Genomic DNA, 18,233 nt, shown 5'->3' on the forward strand with positions numbered 1-18,233 from the left:
ACTGACCTCGATGCCGTTGTGACGAGGACTGGAACGACAGGTGGGGGTTGAGCCTTTAAACGGTCAACTCCTTCGTGTCGGGTGGGTGGGCCGTCCTACTATCTGGCTCCCAGGGGTTGGGGACGGGGGAGCCGGTGAACGAGTGGAGCTTGGCGTCGGGGGTCTACAACCCCGTGGTGACGATGGACGGGCAGCGGTGGCGGGACTTCGAGCTGGAGGTCCAGGTGCCGGTGGTGGCACCCGCGCCGCGCGAGAGCGAGCGGGAGCGGATGCGCTGGGGTCCGGCGCGGCTGGACCAGTGCAGGCCGTACGGCTTGGCGGGTGGGCTGGCCAGGCCCGATCCGCAGACCGAGGAGGACATGCTGCGGGCCGTTCCCCTCACCGAGCAGGGCACCCCGCGCCGCTTCCCCGACCCGCGCGGCATGTGGATCAGGCTGATCAACGGGAGCGGCCCGGCCGACGATCCGTTCCGGGCGACCAACGCGATCGACTGCGCGCTGTCGGTGCTCTCCACCTGGTACGGCACCCCCGCGGTGGCCGCGCCGCGCAGGCCCGAGTACGACAGGGTGGGCAGGCCGCTGCTCACCGGGGAGGCCGGGGGAGTGGCGAGGGCGGAGCGGTGGCTGGGGCAGCGCTTCCACTACGTGGGGCAGGGACGCCATGCCTACCTGCCGATCGCGCAGGCGCTGCTGGCCGGGGGACACGGCTCCTCGGCGCTCATCGTCAACCGCTGGCCGGCCGGGGGCAGCCACGCGTGGAACGCGGTGAACTTCGACGGCGAGGTGATCTGGATCGACGCGCAGCGGGGGCACATGGCGGTGGAGCCGCCGTACGAGTCGGTGACGGGTGTGTTCTGCGTCGTGATCGACAGGGAGGGACGACGTCTGTGAACCCGGACCAGGCGAGGGCCGTGGCGGAGGAGTACTTCAACGGGGTCCGGGGCGCGGGTGCCGCCGTCGAGATCAGGATTTATGCCTTTCAAGAGGGCTATGTCGCCTGGGCGAACGAGCCCGAGCCCGACGATCCCAGCGTGCTGCCCGACACCGTCGGCTCCGGCTGTGTGGTGATCGACAGGGCCACCGGTGAGATCGTGATCCGGCCGCTGCTCAACCCCGAGACCGTGGCCGAGCAGTGGCCGGGACGCCGCCCCCGATAGCGAGGCGTCCCGGCCACCATGCATGACCTGACCTGGCCGTCCCGGCGTCCCGACCGTCCCGGTCCGGCCCCGCCGTCCTGCCGGGCCGGACCGGGAGGCGCACCGCCCAGCCCGTCCGGTTCGGGCCGCCCGGTGCTCAGCCGCTCGCGAGTGAGCCCACGACCGAGGCGCGGGCCGCGCGCCGGGCGGGCAGGACGGCCGCGAGCACCCCGGCGAGGCCGGACAGGGCGACGAACGACAGGATCTGCGGCACCGGCAGCTGGAAGACGACGTTGTCGGTCATCGTCTGCGCGGCCGCCCAGCCGAACGCGACTCCCAGCGCCACGCCGACCAGCGCGCCGATGAGGCCCAGGACCAGCGCCTCGACCGAGAGCATCCGCCGCAGCTGGGGCCGGGTCAGGCCGAGGGCACGCAGCAGCGCGGACTCGCGGGTGCGCTCGTGGACCGAGAGGGAGAGCGTGTTGGCGATGCCCAGCAGGGAGATGAGCACCGCCAGGCCGAGCAGCCCCGTGATGATCATCAGTATCATGTCGAGCGCCTCGTCGAACTGGCCCCGCATCTCCGTCGAGCTCGCGACCTTCGCCGTCGGGTACGCCTCCGTCGCCGCCTCGACCGCCGCGAGCGCCCGGTCCGGGTCGACGCCGTCACGGTGCTTGATCATCACTCGGTTGTCGCCGACCTCGCCGAAGTAGCGGTCGAACTCCCGCTCGGGCACCGTCACGTCGGAGAGGTTCGCGTCGACGTCGGAGATGCCCACGATCGAGAGATCGACCGTACCCGCCTTCGCCGTCCGTACGGTGATCCGGTCACCGACCCCGAGCGTGAGCCGCTCGGCGACGCGGTCGGTGACGAGCGCGGTCCCCGGGACGAGCCGGTCGAGCGAGCCCGCGTCGAGCGGCGGCTTGAAGCCAGGGACGGGGGTGAAGGTTCCCACGTCGTACCGGGTGGTCCCGGTCGCGAGCCTCGCGGTGGTCTCGCGGAAGGCGATGACCGAGTCCAGCTCGGACCGGCTCCGGAGGTCCTCGGCGATCGCGCGGGGCAGGCCCGAGTCGCGCTCCTGGGTCTGCACCATGTAGTCGAAGGGGAACTGCTCGTCGAGCTGCTGGGTGAACGTCACCCGAACGGTGCCGGTGACGACGGAGATGACCGTCATCAACGTCACGCCCACGGTGAGTGCCACGGTGGTGGTCGCCGACCGCTTCGGGTTGCGCCGGGAGTTGTCCACGGCCAGCCTGCCGGGTACGCCGAAGAGCTTGGCCGGCACCCACCCCGCGAAGGCGGAGAGCGGCCTGACGATCACCGGCCCGAGGATCAGCACCGCGAGGAAGACGGACGAGCATCCGGCCATCACCGTCACCAGGGCGGCCTCGCCCGGATCCGTGGAGATCCCCGCCACCACGATGCCCACGCCCGCGAGCAGGAACAGTCCCGCGAAGATCATTCGCACCAGGCCGGCCCTGAAGGTCCGCTCCTCGGTCTGCGAGCGCAGCGCCGCGATCGGTGCCACCCGCGTCGCGGCCCGCGCGGGCAGCAGTGCCGCGCCGATCGTGACCGTCATGCCGATGACCAGGCCAAGGACGACGGTGGTCGGCGTCAGGGTGGCGGTGGCGGCCGTGGGCAGCGGCGAGTCGAACGCCGCCAGCACAAAGAGCGCCCCCGCGCCCAGGCCGTAGCCGAGCAGCAGGCCCAGCACCGACGACAGCAGGCCGACCACCGCGGACTCCAGCATGATCGAGGCGAAGACCTGCCCGCGCGTCGCCCCGACGCATCGCAGCAGCGCCATCTCGCGGGTCCGCTGGGCCACCAGGATGTTGAAGGTGTTGTAGATGACCAGCGCGGCCACGAACATCGCCACCACGCCGAACAGCAGCAGGCCCAGCTTCAGGAAGTCGCCGTTGGCACCGTTGTTCCTGGCGAGGTCCGCCGCGTAGCGCTCACCGGTCTTGACCTCGTGACCCGAGCCCACGGCCGAGGCGACCGAGCCGCGCAGCGCCTCCTGGGTGACCCCCTCGGCGGCGGCGACGTCGATCTCCCGATACCCCTTCTGCCCGGTCATCTTCCTGGCCGTGTCCGTGGTGTAGCCGACCGCGCCGAAGTATCCGAGCTCCTGGTCCAGGCCGACGTCGAACAGGCCCACCAGGGTGAACTCATGTCTGGCGTTCTTGGCGTCGAGCACCGCGACGGTGTCGCCGACCTTGAAGCCCCTGGTCCTGGCGGTGCCCTCGTCGAGCACGGCCTGCGTCGCGGTCTTCGGGGCCGTACCGCTCACGATCGGCATACGGTTCAGGTCGCCCTCGGGCAGGGAGATTCCCGCGGTGGGGAAGTCACCGGCGGCCTTGCCGTCCTTGCCGATCAGGGCGGACGTGCCCCGTACCAGCCCCTGTGCGTCGGTCACCCCGTCCACGGCGCGCACCTTCTCCAGGGTGGCCTCGGAGACGACCGGAGGCTCGTCGCCGTTCCCGCCGGACACCGGGAGTACGGCGACGTCGATTTTGTCGGCCGCCGCGGAGAACTTCTCGGTGAACCCCGCGTCGATGGTGTCGGTCAGTACGAACGTTCCCGCGATGAAGCCGACCCCCAGCGCGATCGCGAGGGACGTCAGCATCAGGCGCAGCCGGTGGGCGAGCAACCCGGCCAGCGTCGTCCTCAGCACCTCACGCCTCCAGCTTCATCAGCGTGTCCAGCACCGACTGCGGCGTCGGCCCTGTCAGCTCGCTCACCAGCAGGCCGTCGCGGAGGAAGACCACGCGGTCGGCGTACGAGGCCGCCACCGGGTCGTGGGTGACCATCACGATCGTCTGGTCGAGTTCGCGCACCGACGTCCGCAGAAAGGAGAGCACCTCGGCGCCGCTGCGCGAGTCGAGGTTGCCGGTGGGCTCGTCGGCGAAGATGACCTGCGGCCTGCTGATCAGGGCGCGGGCGACCGCGACGCGCTGCTGCTGGCCGCCCGACAGTTCCGCGGGCTTGTGGCCGAGCCGGTCGCGCAGGCCCACGGTCTCCACGACCCGGTCGAACAGCGCGGGGTCGGCCAGCCGCCCGGCGATCTCCAGCGGGAGCCGGATGTTCTGCTCGGCGGTGAGCGTCGGCAACAGGTTGAACGCCTGGAAGACGAAGCCGATCCGCTCGCGGCGGAGCATGGTGAGCTTCTTGTCGTTGAGTCCGGTCAGCTCCACGTCCCCGACGTGCACCTGCCCGCCGCTCACCGTGTCCAGCCCGGCCAGGCAGTGCATGAGCGTGGACTTGCCTGACCCCGAGGGGCCCATGATCGCGGTGAAGGCGCCCGTCGCGAAGGAGACGTCCACTCCGCGCAGCGCGTGCACGGCGGTGTCCCCCCGGCCGTACACCTTGGTGAGACCTCTGGCCGTCACGGCCGGCGCCGCGCTTTCCCGCGCGTCCCACGCGCCGACCTCTCCGGTGATGGTCACGACAGCTCTCCTCAACAACGTGTGATGTTATGACGCACCAAACGGTATTGATGGGGAAAGAGGGATCCATCAGGCGTTAGGCCTGACTTGTGGCGATACGGAGGGGGTCGGGAGAAGGAGGGGCGCGACCTCCGCCGTAGTGCGGCCTCGGCCATTCGGACGAGGCGGGCGAGGCGAACGGGGCCTCACCCTCGATGGGATTCCTGCCCGAAGGCCGGGGCGCTCGCGGGTTTCTGATCCAGCGGGGTTCTCCCGAGGCTCTCGCCTCCGACCCGGGGCTCTGTCTCCGGCCGAGGCTCTCGCCTTCGGTCAAGGTTCGCGCGGCTCTCGTATCCGATGGGGAGACTCGCGTGGTTCCTGTCTCCGGCGGGGAAGGTTCCCGGCCTTCAACCGGTATTACCTCCGCGGGTATTTGATCTTCAAGGTGCCCAGGCCGACCTTGCCGGTGACACGCAGCACCGGCGCGTCAGGGCGCCCAGGTTCGGTGGCCTTGTTTTTGATCGTGCCCATGTTCGTCGTCAGCGAGTCGATCCACACGGTCCACCCACGCGGCACGGTCACCAGGATGGTGCCCATCCCGCAGGTCGCCTCCAGCAACACCTCGCGGTGCGAGCACACCGCCTCGGTGAAGTCGATCTTCACGGTGCCCGAGCTGCAACTCGCCACGATGCGCGGGGGCACCACCCAGTAGTCCTTCTGCTGCACCTCCCCGTGCTTCGTCCGCAGCTCCAGGACTCCGCTTCCGGCGCCTCCGACGCCCCCGGCACCCCCGGCGCCCAGCATGGCGAGCCCCGCGTCGTCTCGCGGCAGGTCGGCGGTGATGGCCCTCAGGTCGTCGTACGTCCTCGCCACCTGCGTCCGCTCGATCCGCTCCTCCAACTCCTCCAGGCTGAGTCGTCCCTCTCCGGTGGCCACGCGCAACCGCTCGATGACCGCGTCACGATCGGAGTGCGACGCGCGGAGCCGGCCGTCAAGGTTCGTCATACGACGATGCTAATCGGCGGAATGCGGGGTTACGATGCCTGATTCATAGGCATATACGACGACCTGTGCTCGATCCCGCAGGCTCAGCTTCGCCAGGATCCGGCCCAGATGCGTCTTGACCGTCGCCTCCGCCAGCTCCAGACGACCGGCGATCTCCGTGTTCGACAACCCCCTCGCCACCAGCACCAGCACCTCCCGCTCCCGCGCGGTCAACCCGGTCAGCACCGCCGGCTCGGCCACCGCGGAGGGAAGGTGCACCGCGAAACGCTCCAGCAGCCGCCGCGTCGTACTCGGCGCCACCACCGCGTCCCCGCTGTGCACCGACTGGATCGCGCTCACCAGATCGGCGGGCGGCACATCCTTCAGCAGGAACCCCGACGCGCCCGCCTTCAACGCCGCGAACGCGTAATCGTCCAGATCGAACGTGGTCAGGATCAGCACCCGAGGCCCACCGGCCGTCGAACAGATCAGCCGCGTCGCCTCCACCCCGTCCATCACCGGCATCCGCACGTCCATCAGCACCACGTCCACGGCGACCGTCCGCACCGCCTCCACCGCCGCGGCCCCGTTACCCGCCTCCGCGACGACCTCGATACCGGGATGGGCGTCGAGAACCATGCGGAAACCGGTGCGCAGCAACTCCTGGTCGTCGACCAGCATCACCCGAATCACCTGGTCACCCGCCGTGTGCTCCGTCAAGCCGCCCGCCCCGCCCCGGTATCGCCGACCGGCAGCCGCGCCACCACCTGGAACCCGCCACCGGGAACGGGGCTCGCCTTCACACTCCCGCCGAACATCGCGACCCGCTCGCGCATGCCGACCAGGCCGTGCCCACCCTCACGCTCCGGCGTCGCCGCGCCACGACCGTCGTCGGTCACCCGCACGAGCAGCTCCCGCACGCCGTACTCCATCTCCACCGTGGCCCTGCTGTCCGGGCCGCCGTGTTTGAGGGTATTGGTGAGCGCCTCCTGAACGATCCGGTAAACCGTGAGCTGCTCCCCCTCGGGAAGCTCCGCGGGAACACCGGACACCCGCAACTCCACCGGCAAACCCGACTCCCGCACCTGCGTCACCAGATCGTCCAACTGCGACAGGCTCGGCTGCGGAGCGTACTCCTCCTGGACACCGTCGGCCCGCAGCACGCCCACCATCCGCCGCATCTCCGCGAGCGCCCTGCGGCCCGTGGCCGAGACCGCCTCCATCGCCCTGCGCGCCTGCTCAGGATCGCGGTCGATCGCGTACCCCGCCCCGTCGGCCTGAACGATGATCACACTCACGTTGTGCGCGACCACGTCGTGCAGCTCACGGGCGATCCTGGCCCGCTCCGCGGCCGCAGCCAGCCTGGCCTGCTGATCGCGATCGCGTTCCGCTCGCTCGGCCCGCTCCTCCAGACTCTCCAGATAACGGCGGCGGGTGTTCGCGTAGATCCCCGTCATCCAGATCGCGACCGCGAACGCCGAGGCCGTGGCGAAGGCACGCAGATCAAACCCCTGCGGTACCCGCCCGAACACCAGGAACAATCCCAGCTCCACCACCAGCCCCGCCCCGACCGCCCAGCGCAGCGAACGCCGCGACGCCACCTCGTACATGGCGACGAGCACGGAGACATTGAAGAACAGGGGCGGAACCCCGGCGAGCCACTGGAGGAAGGAGGCGAACGAGACGATCGCGAAGACCGCGACCGGACGCTCGCGCATCCAGAACAGGGGCACGAACAACAGCAGCGTCAGCCCCGCGAACCCCCACAGCCCCAGCCTCTCCGCCCCCCAGGCCACCAGGTCGACCACCCCGACGGCCCAGACATTGAGCAGCGAGACCAGCAGGAACGGAGTCAGCCACAGGGCGTCCGTGATCCTGGGATGGCGCACGCTCCAGGCGCGCAATCTGCCGAACACATCACTACGATACGTATGCGCAGATCAGCGCCCTTCCCCCTCAGGGTGGAGCTCGATGTACGACTCAGGTCGCACACCGGGCCGCACATTCGGCTTGGCTTACGCAGCCTTTACGGTCTCTGGGGCACCATGGTTTCTGGGAGCGCCCTCCGGGGTGAGTAAAGGGAGATAGTTTGTGGTGATCAATCACAACGACGCCGGGTCGCGCGGTCACGAAGACAGGCCGCGCGACCTGACGTTTTCTCTCCCGTTCCCCCGCCGCGACGGATAGCCGCCACATCGGACAGAGCTCCCTCGCCGCATACCGCTCGGCGCCTCCTCGGACGCTTCGGCGGCCTCACCGGGATCGTCGGCCTGCTCGCTCACCTGCGCACCTGCCTACCCGCTTACCCACGCGGATCCACGAGGGTCTTCCCGTCCGGCGGTGAACATCGTGCCGTCTCGTGCGGCACCGGGCGACGCCGGTCCCTCGGGTGGTCGACCTGGGCCCACGCGGGCGACTCACCGAAGCACCACCCACGGCGAAGCCGGCCGAACGCGCGTCCCCGGGTTCCCGGCCTCAACCCGCCGGATCGGACGCGGCGACGCGGTCCTCCGCGAGGACGGATTCGCGCAGTAATTGAATGGCTCTGCGTACGACCGCGGATCTCGACGCGAAGCGTCTTTCGCTCCGACAGTATTCTATGAAAAATAAATCCTGGGCCGATATTGTCACGCTGGTGTCCACCGGCTTCATGTCGACCGGTTGACTTTGAATTGTTTTGTAGGGCCGCCGGGATTCGAACCCGGACTGGCACGGACCTAAACCGTGTGTCTCCTGCCTTTGGACTACGGCCCCTCTGTTTTTTCCTGCGAAATTCTCTGTCTGTGAATGGCAATTAGGGCAGAGAAAGCGCAGATTTTCTTTTCTGTTATCCAGCCAGTTGCCATTGATGTGGTCAACGTGCAGTGTCAATGCCTGACCTTGCCAAGCGCTCCCGATCCTACAGGCCGCGCAGCGGTATGGCATCCCGATCTCGATCAAGTTGCGCCTGAGCTGGCCGGGGTTCGGGCGCGGGCTGCCCTCCGGGCGCATGACGAGAACCTGTTCGGGGCGACGGCGTCGTGGTGATGGCTGTCCTCGATGATGCGCTTGGCCGAGGAAGTGCGACGTGTCGATTCCGAAGCGCTTCAGCTGGCGGCTGATATGGGCGTGGTTGCCGCCCGCGATGGTCATGCCGAGGCGGCGGAGGACGTCGGCGATGCTGAGGGATGCGGCCGCGGCCTCCGCCAGCATTTCCGGGGTGTATTTGTATTTGGTGGGCACGCCCCAAGTCTAGGTAATGGGACCGACAATTCTTGGGGCGTGCTCATGTCATATTAAATGGTGAAAATCGGGTGTTAATCGAGGCCGAGTTCGCGGCGGAGGCGGGCCACGTGGCCGGTCGCCTTCACGTTGTAGAGGGCCTTCTCGATCTTGCCGTCCGCGTCGATGACGAAGGTGGAGCGGATGACCCCGAGGGTCGTCTTGCCGTACATCGTCTTCTCCCCGTACGCGTCGTAGGCCTTGTGGACCTCAAGGGAGGGGTCGGACAGGAGCGGGAAGGTGAGGGCGTCGTGCTCGACGAACTTGGCGAGCTTGGCCGGGCTGTCCTTCGAGACGCCGAGCACGACGAATCCGGCCGAGGTGAGTGAGGCGAGGCTGTCGCGGAAGTCGCAGGCCTGCTTGGTGCAGCCCGGGGTCATCGCGGCGGGATAGAAGTAGAGGATGACGCGCTTACCGCGGTGGCTCTCCAGCGACACGGTGGTGCCGTCGGCGGCGGGAAGGGTGAAGTCCGGTGCGGCGTCGCCCGGCTCAAGTTTCATGATGGTCCTCCGAGGAATGGTTCCCCGGTCAACTTACCTGCCTGCCCGAAGTGCCGTGGGTGGGTAGGACCTGACAGACTGATCAATGTCAAGGAGTAGGGGAGGATAGCCATGGCGGACACCGATCCCGCGGAGTTGGAACGACAGATCGAGCGCACGCGCGCGGAGTTGGCCCAGACGGTGGACGCCATCGCGGACCGGGTGAGCCCCAAGCGGGTCGCGGCGCGTGGTGTGGCGAAGGTCCGGGCGAACGCGGAGCATCTCGCCGCTCAGGTCGGTGACCTGGTGGGGGGCGCGGCGGGGCCGAAGCCGGTCAGGCTCGCCGGCGAGCCCGAGGACCTGTGGGCGGACGAGCGGCCGGACCTGGCGCCGATCCTGATCGGGGTGGGGGCGGCGCTGGCGCTCGGCGCGGTGGTCATGCTGTGGCGGCGCCGTCGTCGCTGACCGTCACCGGCCGAGGGAGCGAATGTCGCCGATGACCGATCGGCTGCCCGGAATTGAGTAGGGGTTTACTCATGTGACCTTTTTCCCGCTCGCGGACCATCGCGAGTAGGAAAAAGGAGGGGTAAATCCATGAAAAACATCATTCGCGCTGCGATCGCGGTGGTGGCGACCACGGGCGTCATGCTGACCGTGGCTCCGGCCGCCTTCGCCGCGACACCGACGTCCGCGTCGGCTGCGTCCTCGGCGTCCTCGGCGCGAGACTTCGACGACAGCTTCGAGCAGGAGTCCAGGAACGGCCTGGCCACAGTGGAGGCCGTGTACTCGGTCAGGGGTGACGACGAGGAGGACAACACCTTCAGGCTGCGGGGCGAACTGTACGACGGCGACAGGCGCACCCTCCGCCAGGGGGGCCGCTGCGCCTACGTCGAGGTGCAGGTCACCTCGTCCGAGGACGAGGACTGGGACGTCGTCAAGCGCGACAGGCTGTGCAGCTACGACGACACCAAGCGCTTCCGCGTCACGGCGCACGACGTGAGCGAGGTGCGGGTCAAGACCTGCCAGGTCAAGTATCGCGGCTGGTCGACCTACAAGTGCAGCAGGTGGGAAGAGCTCGACCTGGGCTTCTGAGATCTCTCCGAGGCCGGGAGCACCGCGGGCCATCGGACCCGGAGGACGGGACCGAGATGTGAGGAGAACGGGCACTCGCCGGTGAGACGGCGGGTGCCCGTTTCGCGTCAGAGGAAGGTGCGGCCCTCGCCGCGGTAGGTGGGGACCTCGTCCACGACCTCGTCCCCGTCGATCAGGTGCAGGCTCGCGAAGCGCTCGCAGAGCTCGCCCGCCTTGGCGTGCCGGAACCAGACCCGGTCGCCGGCGCGCAGGTCCTCCGCGGCCTGCCCGACGAGGGGGGTCTGGACCTCCCCGGCCCCCTCGTTGGAGTCGTAGCGCAGCCCGCACGGCAGGTAGGGCTGGGGCAGGCGGTCGTCGCCGGGGGCGCCGGAGGCGGGGTAGCCGCCGCCGAGGACGGTGACGACGCCGGGGGCGGGGCGGCGTACGACGGGCAGGGCGAACAGGGCGGCGGGCCGGCCGGTGAACCCCCGGTAGAAGTCGAACAGGCGGGGATGGAAGAAACCGGATCCGGCCGCGATCTCGGTAATGGCCCTCTCCTCGGTGGTCTTCTCGATGCTGCCGGTGCCGCCGCCGTTGACGAACTCCAGGTCGGTGACCTGGCGGACGGCCTGGACGATCCGGCCCCTGCGGGTGATCAGCTCGCGGCGGGACCTGGCCTGCATCAGGCGGACGGCCCGGGTGAGGGCGGGGTTGCCCGGCGGGTCGTCGCCGACCCCGGCGATCTGGGCCTCGTACGCCATCAGGCCCACGAGCCGGAAGCCGGGCCTTTTGGCGATCTCGGTGGCGAGGTCGGCGGCCTGGTCGACCTCGCGGACGGGGGAGCGGCGGACGCCCGCCCTGAACCGGCCGCCGAGGGCGAGGTAGCCGGCGTCGACGTCCAGGCAGAGCCGGATCTCGTGGCGGTCGCGGACTCCGGCGACGGCGGATTCGACGAGGTCCAGGTGCTCGGCCCGGTCCACCATGATCGTGATCTCCCGCGCCGCGATCGGCTCGGCGGCGAGTTCGGCGAGTGCGGCGCGGTCGACGGTGGGGTAGGCGACGAGCACGTCGCGCATCCCGGTGGAGACGAGCCAGAGGGCTTCGGGGAGGGTGAAGGCCATGATTCCGGTGAAGCCGTCCATGGCGAGGACGCGTTCGAGCACGGCCCGGGACCTGATGGACTTGCTGGCGACCCTGATCGGCTTGCCCCGGGCGCGGCGGGCCATGCCTTCGGCGTTGGCGCGCAGGGCCCGCAGGTCGAGGACGGCGAAGGGAGGGTCCAGGTGCGCTGTGGCCCGGTCGTAGCGCTGGCGGTCGTCCATGTCCGCAGGATAACCCCGATGCGGAGAAGATGAGCATTGTTCATGTTGCCGTATTGGCGATCAATGCTCCCGCCAGGGAGGGCTCAAGATCGTGCAAGTGGGCGGTTGATCCCCGGTCCGGCCCTGCGGGAACGCGTACACATGGCCGGATGACGACTACTCTCCAGGACGTCCTGGCGGGCTCGGGAGGCACCGGTGCCGCGGGGAACACCCCGGGCTCGGGGGGCAAGGCGGGGGCCGAGCGGTTCCAGGACGTCCGGCGCAGGTCGGTGCGGATGCTCAGGCCGGGCAGGACCCTCGCGGGCGTCCCCACCGCGCTGACGGTGTCCGCCGTGCTGGCGGCCTCGGCCGCGGTGACGGTGGGCCTGCTCATGGACTCCCCGCTCGCGCGGGTGCCCTACCGGCGGATCGTCAAGGGCGTCGGCGCGTGGAACTGGTCGGATCCCGCCGTGTTCGCCGCCTCGGCGCTCGCCGTCGCGGTGGGCCTGGTGATGCTCGCGCTCGCCGCGCTGCCGGGGCGGTCCCGGCTGGTGCCGCTGGAGGCGGGAGACCCGCACATGGTGATCGGCATCACCAGGTCCGGACTCCGCCGCACGCTGCGGGAGGCCGCCGAGTCGGTGGAGGAGGTGAACGGGGCACGGGTCCGGCTCACGTCGCGGATCGTCGAGGTCACCGTGTTCACCGACGCCGAGCGGACAGGCCCCGTGCTGCGCCGGGTGGGTGCGGCGGTGGGCGACCGGCTCGGGGGCCTGGGCGCGATGTGCGCGGGAGAGGTCGTCGTACGGCTGCGCAGGAAGGGGGCCTGATGAGGCCCTACCTGGGCAACCGGATCGGCCTGGCCGTCACGGGGACGGTGCTGGTGTGCGCCGGGCTCTACGCCTTCCTGCGGGGACGCGGTGACCTGCCGGGACAGGCGCCCGGTGCCAGGCTCGTGCCCCGAGGGTTCCCCGGGTGGCTGGCCGCGCATCCGTTGCCGGGCTGGCTGGTCGCGCTGCTGCTGGTGACGCTCGCTCTGCTGGCGCTGCGGTGGCTGCTACACGCCCTGGGATGGGGACGGTGGGGCAGGCGGACCGGGACGGGGACCGCCATGCTTGGAGTCGCTCTTAAAGAAGTCGAAGGGCTCACTCGTGTCCGCGTCAGGTACGTACGGCACGAGCGGCTGCGCATCGGGGTGGGCTGCGCGCCCGCGACCGATGTCGGCAGACTCGTGTCCCGGCTGAACAGAGACGCGGTGGGGAAGGTCCGACGGGCGCTCGGGGAGGTAGAACTCGGCGTGGTGGTTCGCCTTCACGTTCGCCGCCGCTGACTCCCCGTACTCCGGCGAGCCTGCCGTGCCTCCGTACGCCGACCGCTCACCCGTCGCCCCGTACGCCGACCGTTCGCCTGTCCCCCCGTACACGGGTCGTTCACCTGTCGCCCCGTACGCCGACCGTCGCTCCGGCTCCCCGTAGGCCGGGCGCTCACCCGTCCCTCCGTACACCATCCGGTCCGCCGTGTTTCCGTACGCGGGTGTCTCACCCGTCGTGCCGTACCCCGGCCGGTCCGCCGCCTCGCCGTACGAGGTCCTCACGGACGGGCTCTCCTCGGGAGCCCGCCCGCCGTACGACCCGTGCGCCGTCTCGTCGAAGGGGCTCGCGTACACCGGCCGCTCGGCCGTCGCGCCGGGCGAGGGGTCCTCGTCGCCGGGTCCCTCGCCCGAAGACTCCTCGTCCATTCTCCCCGCCGCGACCTCGGGCGCGTTCTCCTCCTTCTCGTGCCTGACACCGAAGGCCAGTCCGGCGGCCAGGCAGAGCAGCGGGAGGGCGGGGACGACGTAGCGGTGGTCGAAGGCCGCGATGAAGGGCGGCAGGATCAGCAGCATCGTCCCCGCCGCCCAGGGCAGCAGCACCGCGCCGCCGAACCTCCGCAGCCGCATCAGCACGCCGACCAGGCCGACCAGCAGGATCACCGCGAGGTACGGACCCCGCACGAAGCCGTACTCCTGGTAGTCGCGCAGCAGGCCCGCGTAGGGTTCGGCCATCGTCGGCGCGCCCGACGAGCCCTGGTAGGCCACGGTCAGCTGCTCGGCGGTCTTGCCCTGCGAGGCGGCACCGGAGGTGAAGGGCCGCACGGTGTCGGGGAAGACGTAGGCGCTCTGCGGGCCGGGAGCCGGGTAGACGCGCCGGGTCCAGTCGAAGATGTGGGCCACGTCCTCCAGACCCGCCCGCAGGAAGTCGAACGGCTGGGCCATGATCGCCTGGGTGGCGAAGGCGCCCGCGAGGGCGTCGCGCTCGGCCCAGCTGCCCTTGACCTTGCTCAGTGGCGACTCGCCGTCCCAGATGTAGACGGGCGGCGCCGCGCGCTGCCCCAGCGGCTCGACGGGGCACAGGGCCGCCTCGGGGCCGGTCGGCTGGATTGCGGCGCAGTCGGCGAAGGTCATCGTCCGGGCCCAGAGGAAGGTGTTTCCCCTGGTCAGAGTGAAACTGCCGTGCTCGGCCCTGAACCAGGCCGCGTACGAGCCCAGGCCGATCGCGGCGGCGAGCGTCGCGGAGAGGACCGCCCGCCACCCCGCCCGGCGGATCACCATGCAGACCAGCGCCACGGCGATGAGCGGCAGCCCGATCGTGCGGGTGACGGTCGCCGCGGCGAGCAGCGCCCCGGCCAGCGCGGCGACCCACGCCGCCGGGCGCCGTCGCCACAGCAGCAGCGTGACCGCGAGCACCGCGAGGAACTGGAAGAGCAGGTCCGCCATGACGAGGTGTTCGAGCTGGATCTGGTAGGCGTCGAACAGCACCGGCAGCGCGGCGAGCGTCGCGCCCCACCCCGGCAGCCCGCCCAGCCTGCGCAGCAGCAGGTAGACGCAGACGGCCACGGCCAGTCCGAGCAGGTGCTGCACCGCGACCACCGCGGGGATGCTGGACAGCGGCTTGAGGATCCACAGGAACAGCGAGTAACCCGCGGGACGGGACTCCAGGGGGCGGGGGGCGAGCCCGGCGTTCAGGTAGACGAAGGAATCGGCCCAGAACCACAGGGCGGGCCGGTAGCCGAGCATGGCGAGGAGGCGCAGGCCGCCACCCGCGATGAGGGCGGTGATGAAGAGCCAGTGCGACCCGAGAAAGCGGAGCGCCCGCAGGGAGCGGGCGGGGCGGGCCGGTCGGCGGGAGCGGCGGGAGCGGCTTGCCGGGGGCGTTCCCGTGACCACCGCGACCTCCCGAATCCCGCGCATGGCCACCCAGCATAGGCGTGGGATCGGAGGAGGCTGCACGTGATGCGAAATTTGGTAGCGATCGAGTTGTATGTCCTCAAGGTTCCGTGGTCCCGAGTCTCCCGCGCGCCCGTCGGAGGCCCCACCGCCCAAACCCCGAGGTCAGCACTCGATGACGTTCACCGCGAGCCCTCCCCGGCTGGTCTCCTTGTACTTGTCGAGCATGTCGCGGCCGGTGTCGCGCATCGTCTTGATGGCCTTGTCCAGCGAGACGAAGTGGCGGCCGTCGCCGCGCAGCGCGATCCTGGCGGCGGCGATGGCCTTGATCGAGGCGACCGCGTTGCGCTCGATGCACGGGATCTGCACCAGGCCGCCGATCGGGTCGCAGGTGAGCCCCAGGTTGTGCTCGATGCCGATCTCGGCGGCGTTCTCGACCTGCTCGGGGGTACCGCCCATCACCTCGGTGAGCCCGGCGGCGGCCATCGAGCAGGCCGAGCCGACCTCGCCCTGGCAGCCGACCTCGGCGCCCGAGATGGAGGCGTTCTCCTTGAACAGCACGCCGATCGCCCCGGCGGTGAGCAGGAAGCGGATCACGCCCTCGTCGTCGGCGTCCTTCGTGAAGCGGTCGTAGTAGGTGAGCACGGCCGGGATGATGCCCGCGGCGCCGTTGGTGGGCGCGGTGACGATCCGGCCGCCGGCGGCGTTCTCCTCGTTGACCGCGAGGGCGAAGAGCGAGACCCAGTCCATCGTCTGCAGCGAGTCCTTCTCCGACGACTCGCTGCGCAGCTGCCGGTGGAGCTGGTGGGCGCGGCGGCGGACCTTCAGTCCGCCGGGCAGCACGCCCTCCTTGCCGATGCCGCGCTGTACGCACTCGCTCATGACCTGCCACAGGACGAGCAATTGGTCGCGAACCTCGGCCTCGGTGCGGCCGAACGCCTGCTCGTTCTCCAGCATCAGCCCGGAGATGGACAGCCCGGTCTCCTCGCACTGGGCGAGCAGTTCGGCGGCCGTGGTGAAGGGGTGGGGCAGGACGGTGTCGTCGGCTTTGATCCGGTCGGCGCCGGTGGCGTTCTCGTCGACGACGAAGCCGCCGCCGACCGAGTAGTAGACCTTCTCGCGGACCGTCTCGCCCGATTCGGACAGGGCGGTGAAGCGCATGCCGTTGGGGTGGCCGGGGAGCGAGATCTTGCGTTCGAAGACGAGGTCCTCGCCGATGACGAAGGGGATCTCGCGCGAGCCGTACAGGGAGATGGTGCCCGACTCGCGCATGGCGGCGAGCCGTCCCTCGACCGCGTCGACGTCGACGAGCTCGGGCTTCTCGCCGGACAGGCCGAGCAGCACGGCCTTGTCGCTGCCGTGGCCCTTGCCGGTCAGGCCCAGCGAGCCGTACAGGACGGCGCGTACCCGGGCCGTCTTCTCCAGGAGCCCGTCCTGGTGGAGGCCGCGGGCGAACTTGTGGGCGGCGGCCATCGGGCCGCCGGTGTGCGAGCTGGACGGGCCGATTCCGATCTTGAAGAGATCGAAGACACTGATCGTCATCTGAATCCTTCCAGCGTGGACGGCCACGCGCGCCCTCCGGCGCGCGTGACCGTGACGCGAGGGGGGAAAGGCTTAGGACTCACCCGAGGTGAGCGCGGCGTACTCCTCGGGCGACAGCAGGTCGTCGGCGGAGCCCTCAAGACGTACGCGGAACAGCCAGCCCTCACCGTAGGAGTCGCTGTTGACCAGCGAGGGGTCGTCCACGACGGCCTGGTTGACCTCCACGATCTCGCCGTCGACCGGCGCGAAGATGTCGCTCACCGACTTGGTCGACTCGACCTCGCCGACGGCGTCACCGGAGGTGACCGTCGCGCCGACCTCGGGCACCTGCACATAGACCACGTCACCCAGCGCCTCGGCGGCGTAGGCGGTGATGCCCACGGTGAGGGTGAGGCCGTCATCGATGCCGGAGATCCACTCGTGTTCCTTGGTGTACTGCAGGTCCTCGGGAATGCTGCTCATTTTTTCCTCCTGTAGAAAGGCAGTGCGACGACCTCGACCGGCTCGTGGCTGCCCCTGATGTCGACGGCCAGTCCTGACGACAGGCCGTTGTCCACGTAGGCCATCGCGATGGGCCTGCCCAGTGACTGGGAGGGCGCCCCGCTGGTGACCTCGCCGACGACCGCGCCGTCACCGGCGACCACCACCGGATACCCGTGCCGGGGCACCCGGCGGCCGGTCGCGACGAGGCCGACCAGGCGGCGGGACGGCGGGACGTCCTTGAGGGGTTCGAGGGCGGCCCGGCCGACGAAGTCGCCCGGTTTGTCAAACCTCACCACACGGCCGAGCCCGGCGTCGAACGGGGTCAGGCCGGCCGACAGCTCGTTGCCGTACAGCGGCATCCCGGCTTCCAGCCGGAGGGTGTCGCGGGCGGACAGGCCCGCGGGGATCAGGCCGTGCGGCGCGCCCGCCTCGGTGAGGGCGGCCCAGAGCGGTTCGGCGTCCTCGGCCGCGACGAACAGCTCGAAGCCGTCCTCGCCGGTGTATCCCGTACGGGCGACGAGGGCCTCGTGCCCGGCGACGACGGCGGGCAGGCCGGCGTAGTACCTGAGCCCTTCGAGGTCGGCGTCGGTGAGCGAGCCCAGGATCTCCACGGAGCGTGGACCCTGGACCGCGACCAGCGCGTACCGCTCGGAGCGGTCCTCCACCGCGGCGTCGAAGCCCTTGGCGCGGCCGGTCAGCTCGGCGGCCACCCGGGGGTAGTTGGAGGCGTTGGCGACGACCATGAACTCGGTGGGGGCGAGCCGGTAGACGATCAGGTCGTCCAGCACGCCTCCCTCGGCGTCGACGATCATCGTGTAGCGGGCGCGGCCGGGCTCCAGCGCGGAGAGGTGGCCGACCAGCGCGTAGTCGAGGGCTTCGGCGGCCTGCGGCCCCGTCACGAAGATCTCCCCCATGTGGGAGAGGTCGAACAGGCCGGCCGCCTGGCGGACCGCTTTGTGCTCGGCCGACTCGCTGCCGTAGCGGAGCGGCATCAGCCAGCCCGCGAAGTCGGTCAGCGTCGCGCCGAGTGACTCGTGGACGCCGCGCAGCGGCGTAGGTCGGGACATGTGCGCACCTCAGACAAGGGACAGATGAGAGCATCCTCCCCCTCTGTCGTGGGTGCCTGAGAGTTTCATCCGGGTTTTACCGGACTTTCACCTTCGGCGAGGTCGTGGGACCTGCTTTCCAGAGGGCACCTACCCGCACGGTCCTTTGCCTTGAGAGGTTCGCGGGGAGGGCTTGCTCCTTCAGGGGTCCTGGTCTGGCTGTCAGGACGCTCTCCCGCACGGGTTCATCGGTGTCGCCGCCAGCCTAACCGCCCGCACCGGCCGAGCGAAATCCCCTCGCGGC

Annotated in this window: 16 protein-coding genes, 1 tRNA gene and 2 riboswitches; of the genes, 5 read left to right on the top strand and 12 right to left on the bottom strand. The window is 70.1% G+C overall.

The window, feature by feature from the left end:
* The first annotated feature begins 134 nt into the window (after window positions 1–134).
* Both ACFY3D_RS30325 and ACFY3D_RS30330 read left to right on the top strand, forming a co-directional pair.
* Window positions 135–890, top strand: coding sequence for a toxin glutamine deamidase domain-containing protein (locus ACFY3D_RS30325; protein ID WP_362897609.1), 756 nt, complete (start codon window positions 135–137; stop codon window positions 888–890).
* On the top strand, window positions 887–1,156 hold the full coding sequence (locus ACFY3D_RS30330; RefSeq protein ID WP_350949834.1) for a hypothetical protein: 270 nt from the start codon (window positions 887–889) through the stop codon (window positions 1,154–1,156). The genes ACFY3D_RS30325 and ACFY3D_RS30330 overlap by 4 nt, the downstream gene beginning before the upstream one ends.
* A 136-nt stretch (window positions 1,157–1,292) precedes the next feature.
* Here the strand turns inward: ACFY3D_RS30330 and ACFY3D_RS30335 are convergent, their stop codons facing one another.
* The 7 genes from ACFY3D_RS30335 to bcp all read right to left on the bottom strand — a co-directional run bounded on the left by ACFY3D_RS30335 (window position 1,293) and on the right by bcp (window position 9,305).
* Entirely contained in the window at window positions 1,293–3,809 is a 2,517-nt protein-coding gene (locus ACFY3D_RS30335) for an ABC transporter permease (protein ID WP_389985549.1), read from the bottom strand.
* 1 nt (window position 3,810) lies between these two features.
* Window positions 3,811–4,581, bottom strand: a complete 771-nt coding sequence (locus tag ACFY3D_RS30340) for an ABC transporter ATP-binding protein (RefSeq protein WP_389985552.1) — start codon at window positions 4,579–4,581, stop codon at window positions 3,811–3,813.
* Between the two features lie 396 nt (window positions 4,582–4,977).
* Complete coding sequence (locus tag ACFY3D_RS30345) at window positions 4,978–5,565, bottom strand: DUF1707 domain-containing protein (protein ID WP_389985555.1); 588 nt, start codon at window positions 5,563–5,565, stop codon at window positions 4,978–4,980.
* A 9-nt stretch (window positions 5,566–5,574) separates the two neighbouring features.
* Complete coding sequence (locus ACFY3D_RS30350; protein ID WP_389985753.1) at window positions 5,575–6,237, bottom strand: response regulator; 663 nt, start codon at window positions 6,235–6,237, stop codon at window positions 5,575–5,577.
* 23 nt (window positions 6,238–6,260) lie between these two features.
* Window positions 6,261–7,460: a sensor histidine kinase gene (locus tag ACFY3D_RS30355; RefSeq protein WP_389985558.1), complete on the bottom strand. Its 1,200-nt coding sequence runs from the start codon at window positions 7,458–7,460 to the stop codon at window positions 6,261–6,263.
* A 764-nt stretch (window positions 7,461–8,224) separates the two neighbouring features.
* Window positions 8,225–8,298, bottom strand: a tRNA-Leu gene (locus ACFY3D_RS30360).
* A gap of 542 nt (window positions 8,299–8,840) precedes the next feature.
* Window positions 8,841–9,305, bottom strand: a complete 465-nt coding sequence (bcp, locus tag ACFY3D_RS30365) for a thioredoxin-dependent thiol peroxidase (RefSeq protein WP_389985561.1) — start codon at window positions 9,303–9,305, stop codon at window positions 8,841–8,843.
* Between the two features lie 111 nt (window positions 9,306–9,416).
* Here bcp and ACFY3D_RS30370 point away from each other — a divergent pair, with 111 nt between their 5' ends.
* The gene (locus ACFY3D_RS30370; protein WP_350949828.1) at window positions 9,417–9,749 is read left to right on the top strand and encodes a DUF3618 domain-containing protein; all 333 of its coding nucleotides are present in this window, start codon (window positions 9,417–9,419) and stop codon (window positions 9,747–9,749) included.
* A gap of 129 nt (window positions 9,750–9,878) precedes the next feature.
* The gene (locus tag ACFY3D_RS30375) at window positions 9,879–10,376 is read left to right on the top strand and encodes a hypothetical protein (protein ID WP_389985564.1); all 498 of its coding nucleotides are present in this window, start codon (window positions 9,879–9,881) and stop codon (window positions 10,374–10,376) included.
* A 107-nt stretch (window positions 10,377–10,483) separates the two neighbouring features.
* On the opposite strand, the gene ACFY3D_RS30380 is transcribed toward ACFY3D_RS30375, so the two are convergent.
* Complete coding sequence (locus ACFY3D_RS30380; RefSeq protein WP_389985567.1) at window positions 10,484–11,677, bottom strand: amino acid deaminase/aldolase; 1,194 nt, start codon at window positions 11,675–11,677, stop codon at window positions 10,484–10,486.
* A gap of 149 nt (window positions 11,678–11,826) precedes the next feature.
* Between ACFY3D_RS30380 and ACFY3D_RS30385 the strand changes: the two genes are divergently transcribed.
* Window positions 11,827–12,483 carry a DUF6286 domain-containing protein gene (locus ACFY3D_RS30385; protein WP_389985570.1) on the top strand — a complete coding sequence of 219 codons (657 nt, stop codon included), beginning with the start codon at window positions 11,827–11,829 and terminating at the stop codon, window positions 12,481–12,483.
* 227 nt (window positions 12,484–12,710) lie between these two features.
* On the opposite strand, the gene ACFY3D_RS30390 is transcribed toward ACFY3D_RS30385, so the two are convergent.
* The 4 genes from ACFY3D_RS30390 to gcvT form a co-directional block, all read right to left on the bottom strand.
* The gene (locus tag ACFY3D_RS30390; RefSeq protein WP_389985573.1) at window positions 12,711–14,882 is read right to left on the bottom strand and encodes a hypothetical protein; all 2,172 of its coding nucleotides are present in this window, start codon (window positions 14,880–14,882) and stop codon (window positions 12,711–12,713) included.
* Window positions 14,883–15,023: 141 nt separating this feature from the next.
* On the bottom strand, window positions 15,024–16,400 hold the full coding sequence (locus tag ACFY3D_RS30395; RefSeq protein WP_389985576.1) for an L-serine ammonia-lyase: 1,377 nt from the start codon (window positions 16,398–16,400) through the stop codon (window positions 15,024–15,026).
* 72 nt (window positions 16,401–16,472) lie between these two features.
* On the bottom strand, window positions 16,473–16,862 hold the full coding sequence (gcvH, locus tag ACFY3D_RS30400) for a glycine cleavage system protein GcvH (RefSeq protein WP_389985579.1): 390 nt from the start codon (window positions 16,860–16,862) through the stop codon (window positions 16,473–16,475).
* On the bottom strand, window positions 16,859–17,950 hold the full coding sequence (gene gcvT, locus ACFY3D_RS30405; RefSeq protein WP_389985582.1) for a glycine cleavage system aminomethyltransferase GcvT: 1,092 nt from the start codon (window positions 17,948–17,950) through the stop codon (window positions 16,859–16,861). Before gcvT ends, gcvH begins: the two co-directional genes overlap by 4 nt.
* Window positions 17,951–17,983: 33 nt before the next feature.
* A riboswitch (glycine riboswitch) is annotated at window positions 17,984–18,078 on the bottom strand.
* A riboswitch (glycine riboswitch) is annotated at window positions 18,079–18,177 on the bottom strand.
* Window positions 18,178–18,233 lie beyond the last annotated feature (56 nt).

The organism is Streptosporangium sp. NPDC000509 (genome assembly GCF_042898365.1).
GTDB lineage: Bacteria > Actinomycetota > Actinomycetes > Streptosporangiales > Streptosporangiaceae > Streptosporangium.